Below are 16,215 nucleotides of genomic sequence, written 5' to 3' on the forward strand. Positions count from 1 at the left end.
TCCTTTCGGGGGTGGTCTTGTCTGGTCTCTGGATGCGGGCGGGTCAGAAGGCGGTGAGGTAGGTGTCGAGCTCCCAGTCGCTGACCTGCGCGTGCCAGGTGAGGAACTCGGTCTCCTTCGCGTCGGCGAAGTAGCGGCCGGTGGCCTCGTCGCCGCTGAGGCTGGCGAGGATCACGGGGTCGCGGCGCAGCGCTTCGACGGCGTGGAGGAGCGTCGCGGGCAGTACGGCCGCACCTTCGGGCGCCTGGCCTGGGCCCGAGGGGTTGCCTGGGTCGATGCTGTTGTCGATGCCGTCGAGGCCGGCCATGATCGAGGTCGCGACCGCCAGGTAGGGGTTCGCTGCGCCGTCCCCCGAGCGGAGCTCGACGCGCTTGTTGTCCGGAACCCGCACCATGTGCGTGCGGTCGTTGCCGCCGTACGACGCCTTCCGCGGCGACCAGGTCGCGCCCGAGCTGGATGTGGCTGTGCCGATCCGCTTGTAGGAGTTCACCGAGGGAGCGAGGAACGCCTGCAGCGCGGGCGCGTGCTCGAGGAGCCCGGCCACGAAGCCGTACGCGACGGGCGAGAGGCCGAGGCCCCGCGCATCCGCTGCCGGCTCGCTCGCGGCGTCATCGGTGGATGCGGCGGTGCCGCCCGCGCCCGGGTTCGCCGGGAAGAGCGGCTCGTCCTGCTCGCTCCACAGCGACAGGTGGAGGTGCAGGCCAGTGCCGGTGCGGTTCGTGAAGGGCTTCGGCATGAACGTCGCCGTCATGCCGCGCTCTTCGGCGAGCACGTTGAGGATGTAGCGGAGCGTGATGACGCGGTCGGCGGTCGTGAGCGCGTCGGCGTAGTCGAAGTTCTGCTCGAACTGGCCGGCCCCGTCTTCGTGGTCGTTGGCGTAGTTGCCCCAGCCGAGCGAGTTGATGGCGGTCGAGACAGAGGAGAGGTGGTCGTACATGCGTGTCACGCCGCGGGCGTCATAGCAGGGGCGAGGGCCGTTGTCGCGCTTGTCAGCGGGGGCGAGGGTGCCGTCCTCGGCGCGGTCGACGAGGAAGTACTCGACCTCGGCGCCGACCTTGGCCGTCATGCCGCGCGTGGCGAGCTCGGCGATGGCGCGCTTCAGGATGTTGCGGGGCGCGTACGGCCACGGCTTCCCGTTGACGTGCGGGTCGCAGTGCACGAGCGCGAGGCCCTCGCGGACGAACGGCAGAGGGGTGAACGAGTCGAGGTCGGGGATCGCGATGAGGTCGGGGTCGTGCTGCTCCTGGCCGATGAGGCCGGCGGCGAAGCCCGCGAAGCCGAGGGCGCCTGCCTCAAGCTCGTCGGCGGCAGAGGTCGGCACGAGCTTCGCGCACGGCTTGCCGTTGAGGTCGACGAACGTGGCGAGGATGAACTGCACGCCGTGCGCCTGGGCGAGGTCGCGGAGCGTGATGCGGTCGTCTGCCGCGAGCTCTCCTTCGACCAGCTTGGGGGCTAGTTGTGTCATGGTCGTCTCCCGCATGATGTTGATGTTACCTGACATGAAACCTTGTTAGCCAATAGTAGACAGACGGATGTTTCCACAGCGTTCGCCCCTGTAAACACTGGGTTACGGGAAGCGGGGTGAGGGCCCCCATCCGCATCCGCATCCGCGTCCGCACCCGCAGACCTCGCACTTGCGCACCCCCGCACACCGACAGGCATGCACAACCCCCAGGTCTGACGAAGCCCCATCCGCAGACCTCGCGCCTACGCACCCCCGCGCGCCGAAAGGCGTGCACAACCCCCAGGTCTGGCAAAACCGCATCCGCAGACCTCGCACTTGCGCACCTCAGCTGGCGCCTTCTGGTGCCCTACCCCCAGGTCTGGCAAACCCGCACCCGCAGACCACACCCGCAGACCTCGCACTTGCGCACCTCACCTGGCGCCTCCTGGTGCCCCAGCCCCAGGTCTGGCAAAACCACACCCGCAGACCTCGCGCCTGCGCACCCCTGTGCGCCGAAAGGCGTGCACAACCCCCAGGTCTGACGAAGCCCCATCCGCAGACCTCGCGCCTGCGCACCCCTGCGCCCCGAAAAGGCGTGCACAACCCCAGGTCTAGCGAAGCCGCATCCGCAGACCTTGCGCCCACGCACCTAAGCTGGCGCCTTCTGGTGCCCTACCCCCAGGTCTGACGAAGCCCCATCCGCAGACCTCGCGCCCACGCACCTCAGCTGGCGCCTTCTGGTGCCCTACCCCCAGGCCTGACGAAGCCCCATCCGCAGACCTCGCGCCCACGCACCTCAGCTGGCGCCTCCTGGTGCCCTACCCCCAGGTCTGGCAAAACCACACCCGCAGACCTCGCGCCTGCGCACCCCTGTGCGCCGAAAGGCATGCACAACCCCCAGGTCTGGCAAAACCGCATCCGCAGTCCTCGCACTTGCGCACCTCAGCTGCCACCTTCTGGTGCCCTAGCCCCAGGTCTGCAGCCGACTGGGCGGGGCAGGACGGGACGGGGCAGAGCGCGCATCCCAAACCCGCGCATCCCTCAGGTCGCCTGCGCAGGAGTCACCCAGATGCATCTTGCGCTCGACGGGGAGATGCATCTCCCTCACTTCTGTGCAGGGGGGGGAGATTGGCTGTGTGGGGACGCCCGCGCGAGGCGGAGCGCACAGGACGCGCATAGCTACGGCCCGCGGGCCCCAAAGCCACAAGCTGAAAGGCAAAAGAGTCAGCGAGATGCATGCTTCGGTCGCTACGAAGATGCATCTCGCTGACGTTTGTGAGAACTCGGTCGACTCGAGCGATGGATGCCGGTGCTGGTCCGCTCAGGGACGCCCCAGCTGCAGGCTCCGCAGGGCGTGCACCGCTGGTCGAGGGAGCAGCTCGGCTGGTCGTGTCGAGCCAGCCGAGGGTTCAGCTCGGCTGGTCGTGTCGAGCCAGCCGAGGGTTCAGCTCGGCTGGTCGTGTCGAGCCAGCCGAGGGTTCAGCTCAGCTGGGTGATAGTGCGGCTCGGCTAGTCGAGGGTGCGCTCGGCGTAGATGCGCATCGCGTCGCGCACGAACTCGGCGCCCGTCGCGTGGACGCGCGTGTAGTTCTTGGCGAAGCGCTCGTCGGCGACGTACATCTCGCCGAGGTTCGTGAACAGCTCGGCCGTCGGGGACTTGCCCTGCCAGCTGTCGCTGATCCACGCGAATTGGCGGGCGGCGGCCACCTGCGCCTCGTCGCTGCCAGCCCCAAGCCCCGCCGACTGGGCCGCGCTGAACGCATCCTGGATCTGCGTCTGCTCCTCCAGGAAGCCCTTCTTGCCGTCCGCGCCGAGGCCGCGCCACCACGTGTCGCTCTCGGCAGAGGCTTCGACGCCCCACCGCTCCTCGACCTCGTCCTTGTACTGCGTGTGGTCGAATCCGTCGAACATCTGCTCAGGCATGAGCTGTTCCTTCCCCTTGAGTGCGGCGAGCGTCGCACGCACCGATCCGATCTGCTTCGTGAGGCGGCCGCGCTCGTCGTGCAGCCAGCCGAGGTGCGCCTCGAGCGCAACGACATCGTCGCTGCGGCCGGCGAGGGCGTCCCCGATCGCCGACAGGCCAACGCCCAGCTCACGGAGGAGCAGGATGCGCTGCAACCGAACCAGCGCGCCCTCGTCGTAGTAGCGGTAGCCGTTGGCGCCCGTCCGGCTCGGCCGCAGCAGGCCGATGCTCTCGTAGTGGCGCAGCGTCCGCGACGTCACCCCCGACCGCTTCGCGACTTCGCCGATCGACCATTCCATGGCGGGCGTCCTCTCGCTCAGATCGTGTGAGCGGCTCCCCCGTTCTCGGGAGATCCGAACCGCTCGAGAACGACTGTAGAAGTTGACGCTGCGTCAAGGTCAAGCGGGTGCACGAGTTTGCCCGAGCCCCCGAACGGGCGCACCGACTGGCGCGTCAGGCGCGCGTCAGGCCGAGAGGAAGCCTCGGACGACGTGATCGAGGCCGCGCACCGTGAGGTCGATGGACTCGAGGTCGAGCCGTTCGTTCGCGGAGTGGAACCTGTTGCGGGCGACCGAGAAGGTCAGCTCGGAGGTGAGGATCCCGAACCCGAAGGCGTTCGCGCCGTGCAGCCGGTAGAAGCGCGCATCGGAGCCGCCGACCCCGAGGATCGGAGCGGGCTTCGCTCCTGGCACGAACTCGGCGAGGGCCTCTTCGATCTGCCCGTAGAGGCGAGTCGTGGTGGCCGACTCGTTCGCTGGCGAGAACCACTCCCCCTCGACGCTCACGAGGCCTGGGAACTCGGCGGCCACGGCAGCGAGGTGTGCCTCGACGTCCTCCTCGGTCACGCCTGGCAGCACTCGGATGTCGAGCGAGATCGACCCGCTGTCCGGGATGACGTTGACCTTCGACCCGGCGTCGACGACGGTGACGGCGACGGTCGTGTGCGTCCAGGCGTGGACAAACGGGGCGAGATCGCCGAGCTCGGGGTGCGCGCTGAGCTCGTCGATGGCCTCGTCGATGGTGTCGGGATGCGCGAGCCGCGTGCTCAGCTCGGTCGGAAGGTCAAGGGCTGCGAGCGTGTCGATCCACTGCTCGCTGATGCGGGGCTTCGGCGCGCCGGCCTGGAGGCGGTCGATGACCTTGGCGAGGGTGACGGCCGCGTTCGATCGGCCCCACGGAGCCGAGGCGTGCGCCGCGTCGCCGCGCACGACGATGCGCCGCGGGGCTGCCCCCTTCTCGCCGACGCCCACCGTGATAGCGGTGCTGCCGATGCCGCCGAGGCGCGCGCCTCCCCACTCGGTGAGCACGTTGTCGGCGGCGATCGTGGCCCAGTCGTGCTCGGAGAACCAGCCGACCCCCGCCCGACTGCCCTGCTCCTCGTCGGCGACGGCCGCGAACACGAGGTCGCCGGTGGGGGCGAAGCCGCTTGTCGCGAGGCGCTTGAAGATGACCGCGTAGGAGGCGGTGAGGAACAGCATGTCGACGGCACCGCGCCCCCAGACCTCGCCGTCGACGAGCTCGCCCGAATGCGGCGGATGCGCCCAGTCGCTCGCCTTCACGGGAACGACGTCGGTGTGGCCGACGAGGGCCAGCGACTCCGCAGCAGCGTCACTGCCCGTGAGGCGTGCCACGACGGAGACACGACCGGGGAACGGCTCGACGCGCGCGAGCTCGACGCCGCTGCCGGCGAAGAACTCCTCGATGACCGCCGCCGCCCGCCACTCGTTACCCGAGTCGAGCGCACCGTCGTTGACGGTCTCGGCGCGGATGAGCTGCTGCAGGAGGGTGACGGTCTCGTCGCGAAGCGAAGTCATTCCCCCATCCTCGGCGGAAGGGGGCCGAGGCGCGCGCCGGAGCGTTGCGCGGAGTAACGAGCCAGGCTGCAGGGGCTCACGCGGCCCCTCTTGTCAGGTCTTCCCACCTTCACCGAGGTGCCCCGGCTCAGACGCTCGCGGGCACCAGCTCCCCGACGACGGCCGGCAGACCGAGGTTCTCGCGCAGCGTCGTTCCCGGGTACTCGGTGCGGTAGGAGCCGCGCTCCTGGAGCGCCGGGATGAGCTCGTCGACGATGTCGTCGAGCCCCGAGGGCACGAGGTACGGGGTCAGGTTGATGCCCGTCACGGCTCCGCTGCGGGCCAGCTCGGTGAGCGTGTCGGCGACCTCGTCGACGCCGCCGACGAAGCCACGCTGCGACGAGAGGTGGATCACAAACTCGCGGATCGACAGCCCGAGCGCCTCCGACTTCTCCCGCCACTGCTGCGCGAGCTCGAGCGCCTTCGCGTTCTGGAACGCGCTGCCGCGGGTGCCGTCGGTGACGGCCACAACCGGATCCTCCACCGGCAGCGGACCGTCGGGGTCGAGGTGGGAGAGGTCCTTGCCCCAGAACTGTTCGAGGTAGCGAAGCGACGTCGAGGGCGAGATCTGGTGCTCGCGCACCCAGCGGGCTTTCTCCTCCGCCTCCTTGGGGGTTCCGGCGACGATGATCGTCGCGCCGGGGAAGAACGCGAGCTCGTCGCGTGCGCGGCCGAACTTCGTGAGCCGCTCGCGCAGATCGGCGGCGAACGCCGTCGCACCCTCCAGCTCGGGGTGGGCGGAGAAGATGACGTCGGCGTGCTCGGCACCGAAGTCGCGCCCCTGGCTGGAGTCGCCGGCCTGGAACAGCACGGGCCTCGACTGCGGGCTCTGCGGGAGGACCCGCTCGGAGACGAAGCGGATGAACTCACCATCGAAATCGACGCGGCCCCGGTTCGCCCACAGTTCCTTGGCTGCCCGCACGAACTCAGCCGCCCGGTCGTAGCGGTGCTCATGCGCGAGGTGACCGCCGCGGCGGAAGTTCGCGCCGGTCCACGCGTTGTCGGTCGTCACGATGTTCCACGCCGCGCGCCCCTCGCTGAGGAGGTCGAGGCTCGCGAGCCGGTAGGCCAGGTCGGCCGGCTCGTTGTAGGTGGTGTTCTGCGTGGCGACGAGGCCGATCTTCTCGGTGATGGGCGCGAGCGCGGCGAGCTGCGTGATGCCATCCGGTCGCCCCGCCACGTCGTTGTCGTGGATCCTGCCGAGATGCTCGCGCAACCGCAGCCCCTCACCGAGGAAGAAGGCGGAGAAGAGTCCGCGTTCAGCGGTCTGGGCGATGCGCCGGAACGACTCGAACTCGGTCTGCGATCCGCTCCGCTCGCTTGACCAGATGGTCGTCGAGTTCACGCCCTGGAAGAAGACGCCGAACTGGATCTGGCCCGCTTCCGCCGCTCCCGAGGCAGGCCGCGTCGGGCCTGTGCTGTGCTGTGTCATCGTCGTGATCCTTCGCGTTCAGAGAGCCTGGGCGGCGTAGCGGTTGACGGGGTGCGCGAGCCCGAGAGCGTCGCGCAGGTGCTCGCCGGCGCGCGGCGAGGTGAAGACGCCAGCGCGGCGCAGCGCTGGGAGCACGGCGCGGCCGAGCTCCTGCACATCCGCGTCGAAGTCCGCGGGCAGCACGCGCACGCCGTTCGCGAACGACGCGACCTCGGTGATGAGCTCGACGAGACCGACCGCATCGCCGGAGTAGTGGATGCGCCCCGCCGCCTGCGTGTCGGCCGCGGGCGCACCGGCCCGGTCGGCCGCGGGGCGTCCTGGCGCATCGAGCGCGACCGAGACCTCGACGATCGTGCGGGCGATGCCTTGGGAGTCGGCCTGCCCGGCCGCGGCGCTGGCCTCGAGGACCGTGCGCTCGCGGATGAGTGCGACGTCGACGAGCTCGGGCGCCGCCGAGCCGTAGGGCGCGAACGTCGGGAGCAGCCCCTGGTGCGGGCGCGGGATGATGGACGGGCCCTTCACGCTGAAGCGCGCGCCCTCGAAATCGGCGTAGTGGAGCTTGTCGCGGTCGAGGTAGCGGCCGGTCTCGACATCGCGGATGACGGCGGCGTCCTCCCAGGAGTCCCAGAGCCTGCCGAGCACTTCGATGGTGTCGTCGACTTCAGTGCGGCGGGCCTCAGGCCCATCGAGCGGGGGCCGGTCGAACGCGGCCGCTTCGACCTCGCTGCCGTCGACGTCGCCGATCCACCCTGCCCTGCCGTGCGACGCGTAGTCGAGCGTCGCGAGCTGCGTCGCGAGGTGGAACGGCTCGACCGCCGAGACCCGGATGAGTGGCACGAGGCCGGTCGCCCCGGAGAGCGGGGCGGCGAACGCGGCCTGCTCGATGGCGTCCAGCCGCGGAGCCGTCGTCGCGAGGTCGCGGAAACCCGTGTCCTCGAACGTGGCGATGGTCACGCCGAAGCGCTCGAGCGCGGCGATAGCTGCGCGGATTCGCTGTGGGCTGACGCCCTCGCTGCCCGCTTCGACGGCGATGGCAAACGGCGGGTTCTCGTGAGTCATGCCTCGAAGACTAGGAAGCGCACGTCGCCGCCTGGATGTCGACGCTTCACCTGCCGCCCCGGGAGGACTTCTGGCGCAACACTGGGTGCGAGCCTCGTGAAGTGAGGCGTACGGTACCCACCAATGAGCAGCAGCCCGCCTCCCACTGGAGCGGACCGCACAGCCCCGACCGTGGAAGGAGCATGAAGATGACACACACGACAACAGGCCTGAACTTCATGTGCCAGCAGCGCGTCGAGACAGGCAGGCCGGTCCTGCAATGAGCCTCGGGCTGCACACGTCGATCGGCAACGCCGTCCGTGTGACCACCACCCGAGCGGGCAGCGGCCGCGTGGAGTTCCACGCGATTCCCTTCGACGGCACACGAGTCGTCGCGAGCGCGGTGCTCTCCGGCCCCCTCGACGCCGTCGGTTCCGAGCTCGTGTTCGACGAGCTCTGGGTTGCCCCGGACGTGCGCGGAACCGGCATCGGGACCCGCGTGACGAGGGCCGCCATCACCTGGGCGGACCTGCACCTCGCAGCCGGAATCGACACCTACGTGCCGGAGGAGAACGTTGCCATGCAGCGCCTGCTGGAGCAGCTCGGCTTCGAGCGTCGGCCCGAGCTCGAGCACGGTGAGGAGAGCTGGACGCAGATCTTCGCGCTCACCCTCGAGCTCGCCGGTTAGCTCACCGTTCAGCTGATCGGCTCTAGTGACGGCACCGGCCCGGCCCCCGACATCCCGATGACCACGAGCGCCGGTCGGCTGACCGCGTTCCCGGCCTCGTCCTCCCAGGTCAGGGCGAGGCGCGAGCGGTCGACGACACCGCCAGAGCCGGCGAAGCTGGTCGTGCCGCCAGACGCAGCGATGTCGAACGAGGTGATCTCGCGGGTGCCCGCGACGACGAGCACGTCCACACCGTCATCTCGGACCCACCTGGCCGCGATGACAGGCAGCTGCGGTGCGCCGTTCACCGGTCTCGCGACGTCCCCCGCACCGAGCACGATCGGGTCCTCGTTGCCGCGCACGGCGATGATCGCCGCCCAGAGGACCCCAGAGCCGCGGCCCTGGCTCTCCAGGTGGGAGACCGAGGCGAGCGCGAGCCGTTCACCGGATGGCAGCGGCTGATCGTCGAGGATGGATGCCCGCAGCCGGTACCCGTGCTGTGCGTCTCGGGCGGTGATGATGCCGCGCGAGAGCGCCGCGTAGCGAGCGTTGCCACGCTTGGGATCGGTGACCGCGGTCCAGTCCCGGTCTGCATCCTCGGTCTGCAGCATCGTGAGCCCCGAACTGGGATGCACGTAGGCGAACCCCGCGTAGACGTCCGCCGCAGCCGTGCCTCCCGCGTCCGGGATGCGCAGCAGCGCCCTGGCAGACAGGAGAAGGAGCCCGTCGGAGGTCGGCGTCTCGCTCAGCGCGGGTGCCGTCTCGGTGGAGAAGGTCGCCGTCTCGAGCGACATCCCGCGCTGCATCCGCTCATGGAAGAGCAGCACGCCCCGCGCGACCGTGAACCCGCGCTCATAGCGGCTCGTGGTGATCGAGGACGCCCCGAGCATCGTGAACGCCGTGTCGTCGTCGCTGCCGGCACCGTCGAGCGGACGAGCAAGGGCCGCGACCGCGTTGTCGGAGCGGAGGATCACGAGGCGAGCAGAGAACGAGCTGCGGAGCCCCGGCACCGAACCGAGCGCGAGAGAGTCGACATCGCCAGCCCAGAGCAGCTCGATCACCTGTCCCTCCGGGATCTCGATGCCGTCGCTCCCGCCCGTCACGTCGGCCCTGTCGGTCACGTCGTCCGCGCCGTCGGCCCTCCAGAGGTCGGCGGCGGCCACAAGCGCACGCTGGTCGTCGAGATCGGCTCGGGGACCCCGCGTGGGGTAGCCGGGCAGCGTCGACTCGCTCACCGCATCCGTCGGCGAGGTGTCCGACTCGTCCGTGAACGCGAGGACAACCCAGCCAGCGGCGAGGACAAGAACGACCACGATGGCGACGATCGTGATGGTGCGCGCACGACGCGGAGGCGCCTCAGGATCGCGATGGGCTGCCGATGTGTCGCCCATGACCGCTCCCTCGCCACACTGTGCGGGCACCGACCTCGTTGTGGTGCCCGACGCTAGTCTGCCCCAGTCGGCTCGACGGTGCGCACCGGACTCCCAGGCGTCCCCAGGTGTTCCTCGGCGTTCCCCGACCCGATGGAGTCGCGAGGGGCCGCTTGCCCCTCGCCGGGCTCAGTCTTCGGGAGTCCAGGCCGCCGCGAGCCGCACGTAGTCGTCGATGCCGACCGTCTCGCCGCGGGCGGTGGGGTCGATGCCGGACGCCTCGAGCACAAGCGAGGTCGCCGCCGCGTTCTCGCCGAGCAACGGCGACAGCGCCTGGCGCAGCATCTTGCGGCGCTGACCGAACGCGGCATCCACGATTCGGAACACCTTGCGGCGCAGCTCCTCCGAGCCGCGCGGCTCATCACGCTCCGTGTAGGAGATGAGGATGGAGTCGACGTTCGGCACCGGCCAGAACACCTTGCGGCCCACGAGGCCCGCACTCGACCATGTGCCGTACCAGGCGGCCTTCACGCTCGGCGAGCCGTACACCTTCGAGCCGGGTCCGGCGACGATGCGCTCCCCCACCTCGGCCTGCACCATGACCACCCCGCGCTGCAGCGACGGCAACCGCTCGAGGAGGTGCAGCAGCACCGGCACCGACACGTTGTACGGCAGGTTCGCGACGAGCGCGACCGGCTCGCCCGGCACGTCCTGAACCTGGAGGGCGTCGGAGACGATCACGTCGAGATGCGCGCCAGGCGCGTGCTCCTCCACCGTCTGCGGGAGTCGGGCGGCGAGGCGCTCGTCGATCTCGATGGCCGTGACGCTCGCGCCCGTCTCGAGGAGACCGAGCGTGAGCGAGCCGAGGCCGGGCCCGACCTCGAGGATGTGCTCCCCCGAACGGACCTTCGCGGTCTGCACGATGCGCCGCACCGTTCCCGGGTCGTGCACGAAGTTCTGTCCGAGCTTCTTCGTGGGCGTCACGTCCAGCTCGGCCGCGAGCTCGCGGATCTCGTTGGCGCCGAGCAGGCTGACGCTCATGCGGTCTCTCTCTCGTCGGAGGTGAGGTCACGGGCATGGTCGCCTTGGCTCGGTACCTGCTGCCAGCTCCCGTAGACGGCCTCGGTGTTCGAGGCGACCTGGGCGCTGAGCTCATCCACCGCGATCCCCAGATGCTCGGCCATCGCGCGCAGGGTGACCGGGATGAGGTACGGCGCGTTGGGGCGGCCACGGAAGGGCACCGGCGTGAGGAACGGAGCATCCGTCTCTACGAGGATGCGCTCGATCGGCGTCACCGACAGGGCCTCCCGCAGGGAAGCGGCGTTCTTGAACGTGACCGTGCCCGCGAACGAGAGGTACCAGCCCTCCGCCGCCGCGAGGCGCGCCATATCAGCGTCGCCGGAGAAGCAGTGGAAGACCGTGCGCTCCGGGGCGCCGACCCGCTTGAGGGTCGAGATGACGTCGTCGTGCGCATCACGGTCGTGGATCTGCATGGCGAGGCCGTGCTTCTTCGCGAGCCCGATGTGCCGCTCGAACGCCTCGACCTGGAGCAGCTGGTCGGCCTTCTCCGGCGTGCGGAAGTAATCGAGCCCCGTCTCGCCGATGGCCCGCACGCGGGGCTCGGCCGCGAGGCGGTCGATCTCGGCGATCGCATCCTCGAGGGTGCCAGCAGCCGCGAGCTCCGGCACGACGTTCGGGTGCAGCGCGACCGCCGCGAGCACCCGTTCGTGGGTCGCCGCGACGCGCGCCGACCACCGGCTCGACGGCACATCGTTGCCGACCTGCACGACGCCCTTGACGCCCGCGGCGACCGCGGCGGCGAGGTGCTCGTCGAGCGTCAGGCGCTCGTCCTCCTCGCCATCCTCGATCTCGAGGTGCGTGTGGTTGTCGTAGCAGGGCACGGCAAGCGCCTCGGGGTACGGCGGGTACGCGAGGATGCGCGTGTGCCCGGACTCGCTGGTCGCCGAGCGGCGGCGCAGCCTCTCGGCGTCACCCCGCGCCCCGGCGTCCTGGGCCCCGGCATCGTGGGCCCCGGCATCGTGGGCCCCGGCATCGTGCTGGGAATCGGTCACCGCTAGCGCTGGACTTCCTGCTCGATGCGCGGGAAGAGCGGTGGCAGCTCGCTCAGCGGCCGCGAGCCGACAAGCGCGTAGGCGTTGTCGATGCGGGTGGAGGCGAGCTCGCCGTTGCCGCCGATCGCGAACCACAGCTTCTCGGCCGCGATCGGGACGAACGGGTTGAGCAGCACGGCCAGGTGGCCGAGGCAGCGAGTCGTGACCTCGAGCACCGCGGCGAGGCGCGCACGGCCCTCATCGCCCTGCTTGGAGAGCGCCCACGGCTCCTGCTCCGTGATGTACCCGTTGAGCGCATCCACGAGCCGCCAGATGTGCGCGAGAGCGCCATCGATGTCGAACGCCAGCATCGCCTCGTCGGCCTTCGCCGCGACCTCGGTCGCGAGGTCGATGATGACCTGCTCCGACTCGAGCATCGTGGACTGCTCCGGGACGACCCCGTCGAAGTACTTGTTCACCATCGCGATGACCCGCGACGCGAGGTTTCCGAACCCGTTCGCGAGCTCAGCCTGGTAGCGAGCCGACAGGTCCTCCCACGAGAACGAGCCGTCCTGCCCGAAGTGGATGGCGCGCAGGAAGTAGTAGCGGAACGCGTCGGACCCGAAGACGTCGGTGATCTCCGTCGGCGCGATGCCCGTCAGCTTCGACTTCGACATCTTCTCGCCGCCCACGAGCAGCCAGCCGTGCGCGAAGATGCCGGCCGGAACCTGCAGGCCTGCGGCCATGAGCATCGCCGGCCAGATGACAGCGTGGAAGCGCAGGATGTCCTTGCCGACGATGTGGTGCGCCGGCCAGAACTTCTCGAGCTCCGACTCGTCGTCGCCGTAGCCGATGGCAGTGATGTAGTTGAGGAGCGCGTCGAACCACACGTAGACGACGTGCGACTCGTCCCACGGGACCTTCACGCCCCAGTCGAACGTGGTGCGCGAGATCGACAGGTCGCGGAGCCCCGAGCGCACGAACGAGATGACCTCGTTGCGCGCCGACGACGGCTGGATGAACTCCGGGTTCTCCTCGTAGAGCGCAAGCAGGCGGTCCTGGAACTCGCTGAGCTTGAAGAAGTAGTTCTGCTCCTGCAGCAGCTCGAGCGGCTTGGAGTGGATGGCGCAGACCTTCTCGCCCTCGTACTGGCCGGTGCCGGCGACGATCTCGGACTCCGGCTTGAACTCCTCGCAACCCACGCAGTAGAGCGCCTCGAACTCGGCGTCGTAGATGAAACCGGCGTCGTTGAGCTTCTGCAGGAAGCGCTGCACACGAGTCTCGTGGCGCTCGTCCGTCGTGCGGATGAAGTCGTCGTTCGAGATGTTGAGCGTCTCCAGCATGGGCTTCCACGCCTCGTTGACGAGCTTGTCGGCCCACGCCTGCGGGGTGACGTTGTTCGCGAGGGCCGAGCGCATGATCTTCTGACCGTGCTCATCGGTGCCCGTGAGCAGCCACGTGGTGTCGCCACGCTGACGGTGCCACCTGGCGAGCGCGTCGACGGCGACCTCCGTGTACGCGTGACCGATGTGGGGGACGTCGTTGACGTAGAAGATCGGTGTCGTGATGTAGAACGATTCGCCGGAAGCCATAGGGATCATCCTATTGTCGGCCGGGGACTGTTACGACGCGAGGTGCTCCTGAGAGACACCCCCGGCCCACTATTTCGCGAGCTGGCCCTGGTAGAGGTCTCGCTTGCTCATGCCCGTCTCGGAGGCGACCTGGGCTGCCGCGTCCTTCAGGCGCATCCCGCCCGCCACGAGCTCCGCGACCATCGCCTGGGCCCCAGCCTCATCGACGACCGCGGGGGCCGCGCCCTCCACGACGATCACGATCTCGCCGCGCACCCCCTCCTCCGCCCACGGAACCAGCTCCGCCGCGGTTCCTCGCCTGACCTCCTCGTAGAGCTTCGTCAGCTCCCGGCAGACGGCGATGCGACGATCGGCCGGCCAGATCGCGGCCATGTCGGCGAGCGTGCGCGCGAGGCGGTGCGGCGACTCGAACAGGACTACCGTGCGCGGCTCGCTCGAGAGCGAGCGCAGGAACGTCTCCCGCTCCCCCGCCTTGCGAGGCAGGAAGCCGTCGAACGTGAAGCGGTCGGTCGGCAGCCCCGAGATCGCGAGCGCCGTGATGACCGCGCTCGGCCCTGGCACGCTCGTCACCGTCACTCCCTCCTTCGCCGCGAGCGCCACGATCGGGTAGCCCGGGTCGGAGATTCCCGGCATGCCGGCGTCGCTGACGAGCACCACATCGGCCTCGCGCGCCTGCTCGACGATGGTCTTCGCGAGCTCGTCCTCATTGTGCTCGTGGAGGGCGACGAGCCGCGGGCGGTTCTCGACGCCCAGCATCCCGAGCAGCTTCGCCGTCGAACGGGTGTCCTCGCACGCCACCAGGGTGGCGTTCTTGAACGTGTCGATGAGGCGCGCCGAAGCGTCGCCGAGGTTCCCGATGGGGGTGCCGGCCAGGATGATCATGGCTGCGATCCTCCCACGCGCTCGCCCCGCGGCCCCCTACGATTGCTTGGGTGAGCGAGCAAGCAGACACGGGAACACCAGACGAGGCGGCCGAGTCGTCCGCGACGACGGCCCCCGCGACGGCGACGAGCGGCACGGTGACCGCATCCGCTGCCCCTGCCGCGCCGGCGGCGAAGACCCCAGCGGCCCCGGTGGCGCGCGGCTCGGTGTTCGACGACCTCTGGGCGCGAGTCACGAGCACCCCCAGGCTGCGAGTGCGCACCGAGTGGATCCTCCTCGGCGTCGTCACCCTCCTCGCCGCCGTCCTCCGGTTCTGGAATCTCGGCGGCGCGCACTTCCTGATCTTCGACGAGACGTTCTACGTGAAAGACGCGTGGACCCTCCTCAACCTCGGCTACGAGGCGGAGTGGCCCGAGAACCCGAACGACGCGTTCAACGCAGGAGACCCGAACGGGTACACGACCGACCCTTCGTACGTCGTGCATCCGCCCCTCGGGAAGTACCTCATCGGGCTCGGGATGCTCGTGTTCGGTGCCGACAACCCCTTCGGCTGGCGATTCGCCGTCGCCCTGCTCGGCACCCTCGCAGTGCCGCTCCTCTGGGTCATCGCCAAGAAGCTGTTCCGCTCGCCCGTGCTCGCCACGATCGGTGCCGGGATGCTCACCATCGACGGGCACGCGATCGTCATGTCGCGCGTCGGGATCCTCGACGGCATCCTCATGTTCTTCGTGCTGCTCGCCTTCCTCTTCGTGCTCCTCGACCGCGAGGACCAGCAGCGGAAGCTGCGCACGAAGATCATGGCCTGGCGCGCGGAAGAAGGCCTCGACGGCGACCCGATTCCGACCAAGGCCACGACCACCTCGCGCGCGCCCGACGTGAAGCCCGTCGGACCCGACTGGGGACCCCGCCTCTGGTGGCGGCCCTGGCTCATGGCGGCGGCCGTCACCCTCGGCGCCGCATCGGCCGTGAAATGGTCTGGCCTCTACTTCCTCGCCGCGTTCTGCATCTACACGCTCGTCGTGGACATGATCGAGCGGAAGCGGCTCGGCGTGACCTTCTGGGGCTCCGCCGCGATCCTCATGCAGGGCCCCGTGTCGTTCCTCCTGACCGTGCCGCTCGCAGCCCTCACCTACCTCGCGACCTGGACCCGCTGGCTCACCACCACGGGCGGCTTCTACCGCGGCTGGGCCGAGGAGGCGGGCAACGCGTGGACCGGACTGCTCTCGTGGGTGCCGCTGCCCCTGCAGAGCCTCTGGCACTACCAGGTCGAGGCGTACAACTTCCACCGCGGACTCAGCGCCGAGCATCCATACCAGTCGGGGCCGCAGGAATGGCCGTTCCTCATCCGCCCCACCGCGTTCAGCTACGTCTACTCGGAGGCGGGCGACGGCTCATCCTGCGATGTCGGACAGTGCGTCGAGGCGATCACGTCGATCTCGAACCCCATCATCTTCTGGTTCGGCACCGTGTCGATCCTGTTCCTCATCATCATGTGCTTCCTGCGCCCGAAATGGCAGTACTTCGCGATCCTCGTCGGCTACGGGGCCGGCTACTTCCCGTGGCTCGCGTACCTCGAGCGCCAGGCCGTCTTCCACTTCTACGCGATCGCGTTCCTGCCGTTCATGATCCTCGCCTCCCTCGTGGTCATCCAGACCATCGCCGGCGACCGCGAAACCCCGCGCCCCTCGAGGACCATCGGCGTCTCCGCGGTCGGGGTGCTGCTCGTCATCATGGCGCTCGTCTCCGTGCTCTTCTGGCCCGTGTGGACCGGCCAGATGATCTCCACCTCCTACTGGTCGCTCACGCACTGGCTGCCCAGCTGGCGGTAGCCGCGCCGCGCCGCGGCGGGCGTGCGCGCGCCGCAGCCCCGCGCGCCGCAGCCCCGCGCGCCGCAGCCCCGCGCGCCCGCAGCGCCGCAAGCCC

The 16,215-nt window shown here is 69.6% G+C and carries 12 protein-coding genes; 2 read left to right on the forward strand and 10 right to left on the reverse strand.

All coding sequences use genetic code 11. The annotated features are described in order from the left end of the window. Nucleotides 1-43: 43 nt before the first annotated feature. The 5 genes from glnT to GV007_RS13115 all read right to left on the reverse strand — a co-directional run bounded on the left by glnT (nucleotide 44) and on the right by GV007_RS13115 (nucleotide 7,751). Nucleotides 44-1,501: a type III glutamate--ammonia ligase gene (gene glnT, locus GV007_RS13095; protein ID WP_228502501.1), complete on the reverse strand. Its 1,458-nt coding sequence runs from the start codon at nucleotides 1,499-1,501 to the stop codon at nucleotides 44-46. A gap of 1,452 nt (nucleotides 1,502-2,953) precedes the next feature. Then, nucleotides 2,954-3,706, reverse strand: a complete 753-nt coding sequence (locus GV007_RS13100; RefSeq protein WP_160073192.1) for a MerR family transcriptional regulator — start codon at nucleotides 3,704-3,706, stop codon at nucleotides 2,954-2,956. A 165-nt stretch (nucleotides 3,707-3,871) separates the two neighbouring features. Next, a complete protein-coding gene (locus GV007_RS13105) occupies nucleotides 3,872-5,221 on the reverse strand; it encodes a M20/M25/M40 family metallo-hydrolase (RefSeq protein WP_160073194.1) in 1,350 nt (449 codons plus the stop codon). Nucleotides 5,222-5,348: 127 nt separating this feature from the next. After that, the gene (locus GV007_RS13110) at nucleotides 5,349-6,692 is read right to left on the reverse strand and encodes an LLM class flavin-dependent oxidoreductase (protein WP_160073196.1); all 1,344 of its coding nucleotides are present in this window, start codon (nucleotides 6,690-6,692) and stop codon (nucleotides 5,349-5,351) included. Between the two features lie 18 nt (nucleotides 6,693-6,710). Beyond that, nucleotides 6,711-7,751, reverse strand: coding sequence for an LLM class flavin-dependent oxidoreductase (locus GV007_RS13115; RefSeq protein WP_160073198.1), 1,041 nt, complete (start codon nucleotides 7,749-7,751; stop codon nucleotides 6,711-6,713). A 259-nt stretch (nucleotides 7,752-8,010) separates the two neighbouring features. Between GV007_RS13115 and GV007_RS13120 the strand changes: the two genes are divergently transcribed. Next, nucleotides 8,011-8,418, forward strand: a complete 408-nt coding sequence (locus GV007_RS13120) for a GNAT family N-acetyltransferase (RefSeq protein ID WP_160073200.1) — start codon at nucleotides 8,011-8,013, stop codon at nucleotides 8,416-8,418. Nucleotides 8,419-8,426: 8 nt separating this feature from the next. Here the strand turns inward: GV007_RS13120 and GV007_RS13125 are convergent, their stop codons facing one another. The 5 genes from GV007_RS13125 to rsmI form a co-directional block, all read right to left on the reverse strand. Then, entirely contained in the window at nucleotides 8,427-9,788 is a 1,362-nt protein-coding gene (locus GV007_RS13125) for a hypothetical protein (protein WP_160073202.1), read from the reverse strand. 168 nt (nucleotides 9,789-9,956) lie between these two features. Continuing rightward, the gene (gene rsmA / locus GV007_RS13130; protein ID WP_160073204.1) at nucleotides 9,957-10,808 is read right to left on the reverse strand and encodes a 16S rRNA (adenine(1518)-N(6)/adenine(1519)-N(6))-dimethyltransferase RsmA; all 852 of its coding nucleotides are present in this window, start codon (nucleotides 10,806-10,808) and stop codon (nucleotides 9,957-9,959) included. Next, complete coding sequence (locus GV007_RS13135) at nucleotides 10,805-11,746, reverse strand: TatD family hydrolase (RefSeq protein WP_160074292.1); 942 nt, start codon at nucleotides 11,744-11,746, stop codon at nucleotides 10,805-10,807. The genes rsmA and GV007_RS13135 overlap by 4 nt, the downstream gene beginning before the upstream one ends. 95 nt (nucleotides 11,747-11,841) lie before the next feature. After that, the gene (gene metG, locus GV007_RS13140; protein WP_104241737.1) at nucleotides 11,842-13,410 is read right to left on the reverse strand and encodes a methionine--tRNA ligase; all 1,569 of its coding nucleotides are present in this window, start codon (nucleotides 13,408-13,410) and stop codon (nucleotides 11,842-11,844) included. A gap of 69 nt (nucleotides 13,411-13,479) precedes the next feature. Then, the gene (rsmI, locus tag GV007_RS13145; protein WP_104241739.1) at nucleotides 13,480-14,292 is read right to left on the reverse strand and encodes a 16S rRNA (cytidine(1402)-2'-O)-methyltransferase; all 813 of its coding nucleotides are present in this window, start codon (nucleotides 14,290-14,292) and stop codon (nucleotides 13,480-13,482) included. 50 nt (nucleotides 14,293-14,342) lie between these two features. On the opposite strand from rsmI, the gene GV007_RS13150 reads away from it, so the two are divergent. Beyond that, on the forward strand, nucleotides 14,343-16,121 hold the full coding sequence (locus tag GV007_RS13150) for a dolichyl-phosphate-mannose--protein mannosyltransferase (protein ID WP_236558496.1): 1,779 nt from the start codon (nucleotides 14,343-14,345) through the stop codon (nucleotides 16,119-16,121). The last annotated feature ends 94 nt before the right edge of the window (nucleotides 16,122-16,215 follow it).

Origin of the sequence: Pseudoclavibacter sp. 8L (assembly GCF_902506465.1) — a bacterium.
In the GTDB taxonomy this organism is placed as follows: domain Bacteria; phylum Actinomycetota; class Actinomycetes; order Actinomycetales; family Microbacteriaceae; genus Pseudoclavibacter.